Consider the following 6,378-nt stretch of genomic DNA (forward strand, 5'->3'; position numbering starts at 1 on the left):
CGGAGATGGATACTTACATCCAGAGCGGTGATCCATTGGATAAGGCAGGCGGATATGCCATCCAGCATGCTGGATTTCACCCGGTTGAAAGTTTTTCAGGTTGTTTTGCCAGTGTGATGGGGCTGCCGATCTGCCATACTGCGAGGACGCTTGAAAAAGCCGGAGTTTCTGTTTCGGCAGATATGCCTCAGCATTGCCAGTCTTCTTTAAATTATGATTGTACAATCTCGTCCGCGGTTTTACGCGGCGAAAATCTTGGATAAAACAATGAAAAGAAAAACCTGTCTTTTGTTAAACCTTTTCGCAGCCTTGTTGATATTAACCTCCTGTACTTCCGGGTCGATTTCGCTTCCCTCCTTTGGCAGTACGGATGAGCCGGCTGCAACCTTGCCAGATCCTTCAGTGACAATTGTTTCTGCGCCTGATGCACGAGCGGCAATGACTATTTTTATTGAAGCGTATAAGGTGGAAAGCTATGCCACCATGTATAGCATGCTCAGCAAACTCAGCAAGGATTCGATCTCGCAGGAAGATTTTACAACCCGCTATAAAGATGCCTTGAATTCGATGAGCCTGACCGAAATCGAAGCAGAAATTCTCTCTGCGCTCACGAACCCGAATTCGGCGCAAGTTGCCTTCCGTGTGACCTATAAGACCGTTCTCGCCGGGGATCTGACGCGAGAGATGACAGCACCCCTGACTCTTGAAGATGGACAATGGTTTGTGCAGTGGGATGAGGGTCTGATCCTGCCTGAGTTGGTCGGTGGAAATAAATTGGCGATGGACTATCAAATTCCCTCTCGCGGCGATATCTACGACCGTGACGGAGATGCCATTGTTACGCAGGCAGATGCGGTTGCATTGGGAATTGTGCCGGGTCAAATTGATTTTAACTCTGAAGGTACGCTGCTCTACGAGCTAAGCCAGCTAACGGGAACCAATCCCGAAGAGATCGCTGCCAGCTATGCCAACGCGGGGGCAGATTGGTATATTCCCGTGGGGGAAGTGACAGCAGATGAAGCTGCGCGTATTTTGCGGATGAACTTCGGCGGTCTTTTTGCAACGCCTTATCAGGCGCGTTATTATTTTGATGGCGGTGTCGGGCCGCAGGCTGTGGGTTATGTAATTTCCATCCCGGCAGAGGAATTGGAAGAATACCAACGCCGCGGTTATGGCGGAAGTGAAAAAGTCGGTTATGCAGGACTCGAAAAATGGGGCGAAGAATATCTTTCGGGCAAACATGGCGGTTCTCTTTATGTTGTCAGTCCAGAGGGGCAAATTATTACCCGCCTTGCACAGAGCGATCCCGGTCCGGCTTCTTCTTTATATCTCACCCTCGATAAAGACTTGCAACTCTACACACAGAATGCAATCAAGGGTTTTACTGGTGCGGCAGTTGTGCTGGAAAAAGATACCGGGCGCGTCCTGGCGATGGCTTCCTCCCCAGGTTTTGACCCGAATCTCTTTGAACCAACCAACGTTAATAATCAGGCTTTGCCAGCCTTACTCAATAATTTCAACCAGCCTCTGGTCAACCGAGCCACCCAGGGACAATATCCGCTGGGTTCCGTTTTTAAAGTGATCACCCTGTCTTCGGCTCTCTCCAGTGGCTTATATACCTCCGAAACCCCTTATGAATGCGGCTATCATTTTGTTGAATTAAACGATCGCGTTTTGGATGACTGGACTTACGAACATTGCCAGGATGAGATTCGGACCTCATATGCGCTCGACCCCGAAAATGCGCTAGACTTGAATACCTGCTACACCAAACCCAGCGGTGAGGTGACTCTCTCTGAAAGCCTGATGGTCTCCTGCAATCCCTACTACTGGCATATCGGATTGGATTTATATAGCTCCCAACGAACGACGGATATCTCGAATATGGCCCGCTCTTTTGGCCTTGGGCAGGCCACCGGTTTGGGACAGGCGGCTGAGGCCCAGGGCATGATCGAAGACCCAACCGACGCGATCCAGGCTGTGAACCATGCCATTGGGCAGGGGACAACCCTTGTGACTCCCTTGCAGGTTGCCAGTTTTATGGCAGCCCTCGGGAATGGTGGCACGCTTTATCGTCCTCAAATGATCGAGAAAATTCAGCCCATTAGTGGCGCTCCAACCTCTGTTTTCAAGCCTGAAGCCCGGAGCACATTGCCTCTTTCACCAGAGTATTTACAAACCTTGCAAGACGCGATGATCAGTGTCATCGAAAATCCACGCGGCACAGCAAATTTTCGTTTGCGCGGCTACCGCATTAAAACTGCTGCAAAAACCGGCACCGCTGAAACAGATGGCGTTCCCCACGCCTGGTTTGCTGGCTATACATTGGCTGAAGCAGATACCGGACTCCCGGATATTGCCATCGCGGTTGTTCTTGAAAATGTTGGCGAAGGCTCAGATTATGCAGCACCTGTTTTCAGGCGGATCGCAGAATCTTATTATTATGGCAGCCCCCAGACAACGTATTGGTTTGAAACCAAATTTAATGTAACCAAAACGCCGACTCCAATTGGCGGCATCCCAACGGATACACCGTAACCGTGATGAGCGAGAAATTCTTTCGGGGACTGGTTATAAAATCACAATCGGGCTTCTTTGATGTTAATCTCGACCCTGGCGGAGCATCCTCGAAGGGGGCAGGGGGAGAGCGGAAAGAGGAGACAATCTCATGTCAGTTGCGGGGACGTCTAAAACAGGGAGGTCGTAAAGGGGATCTCATTGCCGTTGGAGATAAGGTTCAGATCAGCATTCTCCCGGAAGGTACGGGTATGATCGAAGAGGTCCTTCCCCGTGATCGCGCCATCGTCCGCATGGATCCTCGCCCTCGCGGCGTCTATAGGCAGGTTTTGCTTGCCAACCCGGACCAGGCCCTGTTTGTTTTTGCCTGTGCCAGTCCCGACCCGCATTTGCGTATGCTCGACCGTTTTCTTGTCATCGCAGAACAGCAGGAAATCCCTGCAATTATCGTTGCCAACAAGGTTGATCTGGTTGGGCAGGAAAAAGCCCGGGAGATTTTTGGGCATTATCAGAAAATTGGCTATCCGGTCATCTATACTTCGGCTGAGAAAAATATCGGTGTTGAGGAATTGCGACAAGTATTGCAGGGGAAACTCTCTGCACTGGCCGGGCCTTCTGGGGTGGGAAAATCAAGCCTGATGAATACGATGCAACCTGGTTTGGGACTCGCCGTAAGCGAAATAAGCGCGGCCCTCAATCGAGGGACACACACGACTAATTTCCGTCAACTCCTACCGCTTGAAAATGGCGGCTATGTTGCCGATACACCTGGTTGGAAATCCCTCGCTCTTTGGGATACCGAGCCAGAAGAGCTTGATGGCTATTTCCCCGATATCGCTCCGCTCGTTGCCCGTTGCCGTTTTAGTGACTGCACCCATGTACACGAACCGGGTTGCGCCGTTCTCGAAGCGCTCAAAAGCGGCGAATTACATCGCGAACGATTCAATTCCTTTGAGCGAATGCGGGATGGGCTTGAGAATGAACGATAATACTGACAGCTCCTGAGAAACCGCTCTTCACTCTTCAAATACAGGCGACTACGCTTCGCTGCATCTCTGCTCAGGGACTGAAAGCTGGATACCCATGGCTAATAACTGGAATCTTCTCGGACATGAATGGGCGGTGGATATGCTCCGCCAGCATGTCGCCAATCAAACACAGCGGCATGCCTATCTTTTTACCGGCCCGCCCGGGTTGGGACGCAGATCTCTGGCCCTGGCATTTGCGCGTTCTCTAAATTGCCCTCAACCCCCCTTGCCTGGAGAGTTTTGCGGCGAGCAAAGCGAGTGCAGAGATTGCCGTCAAATCGCCGCGATGCAGCATCCCGACCTGCACATCATCCAGGCAGATCAGGAGGGCGGCACCCTCAAAGTGGAGCAAATTCGCGAGTTGCTTAAAGGCGTTTTGCTTTCTCCTTATCAGGCCAAATATCGGATCGTATTATTACATCGATTTCAGGAAGCAAATCCCAGCGCGGCAAATGCCCTTCTGAAAACACTCGAAGAAGCCCCCAGCAAGGTCATTTTGCTTCTCACAGCGGATAACGCCGAGCAATTATTACCCACGATCGTCTCACGCTGTGAAGTGATCCGTCTTCGTTCATTGCCCACACTCCAGGTCGAAGAATTTCTCCGCGAAAAAGGCGCTGATGATGTCAAAGCGCAGTTGATCGCCTCCCTTTCAGCGGGCAGACCGGGCTACGCCCTCCGCCTGCTGGAGGATGAATCTGCTCTTGAATTTCGGAATGAGAAACTGGATGATCTCGAAAATCTTCTCGCAGCCTCCCGTGTGGAACGCTTTTCTTATGCCGAGAAACTCGCCAAAGAAAAAGATAGTATTCGCGAAACACTCATCTTGTGGCTCTCCCTCTGGCGGGATGTGATGCTCCGAGTCGCAGGCGAAGAAGATACGATTGCCAATCTTGATCGCCGCGCAGTGATCGAAAACCTTGCCAAAAAACTGAATCTTTCCGAGGCAAAAAAACTCCTTAACGCGGTAGAAAACGGGATTGGTCAACTCAAGCGGAACGTCAATGCGCGCTTACTTATAGAAAATCTTTTGCTGGATTGGCCGAGATCACAATAAAATAGCACCCCTTCAACGAATAGACAAATTATGCTTCTAAATAATCACCAGGATTTTGCAAAACTTGATCCCCAAAATATGCTTGCCGAGATCGACGGGCTTCCAGATCAACTTGCCACAGCCTGGCGTTTGGGTCAAACACAGGATTTACCGAATCTCTCCAATATTCGACAGATCATCATTGCCGGGATGGGCGGGTCTGCAATCGGTGCCGACCTTCTCGCTTCATACGCCTCCCCAATTTGCTCAGTGCCCATCATCGTCCACCGTGACTACGACTTGCCAGCCTTCGCCAGTGGTCCCGAAACCCTTTTTATCGCCTGCTCCCATTCGGGCAATACCGAAGAAACGCTGACGGCCTTCGAGGCAGCCCTGAATGCGAATTGCACGCTTATTGCTCTCAGCACAGGCGGCAAACTGGCCAAAAAGGCTGCATCTGCTGATATCCCTCTCTGGGAGTTTGAACATAGAGGACAGCCCCGCGCTGCGGTCGGCTTCTCCTTTGGGATGCTGCTCGCGCTCTTTGTGCGGGCTGGCTTCATCCCCTCGGATCAGGTTGATGTCGCTGAAACGGTAGCAGAGTTGAAATCTCAGCAGGAGGCGCTGCGTGCAGATGTTCCTGTGCATAAAAATCCAGCCAAACGCTATGCCGGGCAATCGGTCGGACGCTGGGTCACGGTTTTTGGATCAAATTATCTTGCGCCAGTTGCCCGCCGCTGGACAGGCCAGATCAACGAGATTGCCAAGGCAGGTTCCAATTTTTCACTTTTGCCTGAAGCGGATCATAATACCCTGGCCGGAAACCACCACCCTGAAGATGTCATGCTTCACACGCATAATCTTTTTCTGCGCGCGGCTTCGGATCATCGCCGCAATCGCTTACGCTCAAATATAACTCGCAAGGCCTTTATGCTCGAGGGATTGAGCACCGATGCCTATGATGCAAAGGGAAAAACGCCGCTTTCGCAGATCTGGACGGCGCTACATTTTGGAGATTATCTGGCTTATTACCTGGCGATGAGCTATGGAGTAGACCCGACGCCAGTGGACGCCTTGATCTCACTTAAGGAAAGGCTTAAAGGGGTAGAATGAGAAATGTGATTTCTTCTTTTTTGCAAAAAGAAAAAGCGGAGAAATTCTTTGTCCTCGCCTTGATGGCTGTTATAGCTTTGGGGATTTTATTTAGAGCCAGGCATTATCTCGCTGGTCGCTCTCTTTGGTTGGACGAAGCCATGATAGCCTTGGATATCATCCAACTATCTTTCTGGGAGTTGACCCAGCAACCCTTACCTTATCAGCAGGGCGCGCCGATCGGTTTTCTTTTTTTTGTGAAGACCACTACCTTATTTTTTGGGGATTCCGAATATGCTTTCAGGCTTTATTCTCTTTTAACAAGTTGTGCATCATTATTTTTGATTGCGATCCTGGCCAAACGTTATTTGAATAAGGCAGGGACCATATTTTCTGTTGCTTTATTTGCAAGTAGCTCTACTCTGATCTATTATTCTGCTGAAACAAAACAGTATATGGGGGATGTGGCTGCCTCTTTGTTTCTCCTTGTTTTGCTCAGTAGCCAACTTATGAAGTCCTTCTCAAGTCGCGAAATTATATTCTTTACTTTTACTAATATCATGATTTTATGGTTTTCTCATTCCGTGGTCTTTACTGTAGCAGCTGTAGGCATTGTCCTTGCGTTACATTACTTGAAGCAGCGTGACAAAAAGGCTCTTTCTTATGCAATTATTAATCTTTCTCTTTCTGGTATTAGTGCAAGCC

General features: G+C 50.0%; 6 protein-coding genes. All 6 read left to right on the forward strand.

The annotated features are described in order from the left end of the window. Positions 1 to 263 (forward strand): Maf family protein (locus tag AC3DOM_RS09855; protein WP_487918874.1); only part of this gene is annotated, 263 nt, incomplete at its 5' end. Positions 264 to 267: 4 nt separating this feature from the next. After that, positions 268 to 2,538 carry a penicillin-binding transpeptidase domain-containing protein gene (locus AC3DOM_RS09860; protein WP_487918875.1) on the forward strand — a complete coding sequence of 757 codons (2,271 nt, stop codon included), beginning with the start codon at positions 268 to 270 and terminating at the stop codon, positions 2,536 to 2,538. 5 nt (positions 2,539 to 2,543) lie between these two features. Next, positions 2,544 to 3,506, forward strand: a complete 963-nt coding sequence (rsgA, locus tag AC3DOM_RS09865; RefSeq protein WP_487918876.1) for a ribosome small subunit-dependent GTPase A — start codon at positions 2,544 to 2,546, stop codon at positions 3,504 to 3,506. A gap of 94 nt (positions 3,507 to 3,600) precedes the next feature. Next, positions 3,601 to 4,602 (forward strand): DNA polymerase III subunit, encoded by a 1,002-nt coding sequence (locus tag AC3DOM_RS09870; protein WP_487918877.1) that lies wholly within the window; start codon positions 3,601 to 3,603, stop codon positions 4,600 to 4,602. Positions 4,603 to 4,632: 30 nt separating this feature from the next. Further along, the gene (locus AC3DOM_RS09875) at positions 4,633 to 5,694 is read left to right on the forward strand and encodes a bifunctional phosphoglucose/phosphomannose isomerase (protein WP_487918878.1); all 1,062 of its coding nucleotides are present in this window, start codon (positions 4,633 to 4,635) and stop codon (positions 5,692 to 5,694) included. Beyond that, positions 5,691 to 6,378: glycosyltransferase family 39 protein (locus AC3DOM_RS09880; protein ID WP_487918879.1), on the forward strand; the 688-nt coding region annotated here is incomplete at its 3' end. The genes AC3DOM_RS09875 and AC3DOM_RS09880, both read left to right, overlap by 4 nt.

This window comes from Candidatus Desulfolinea nitratireducens (assembly GCF_982879505.1).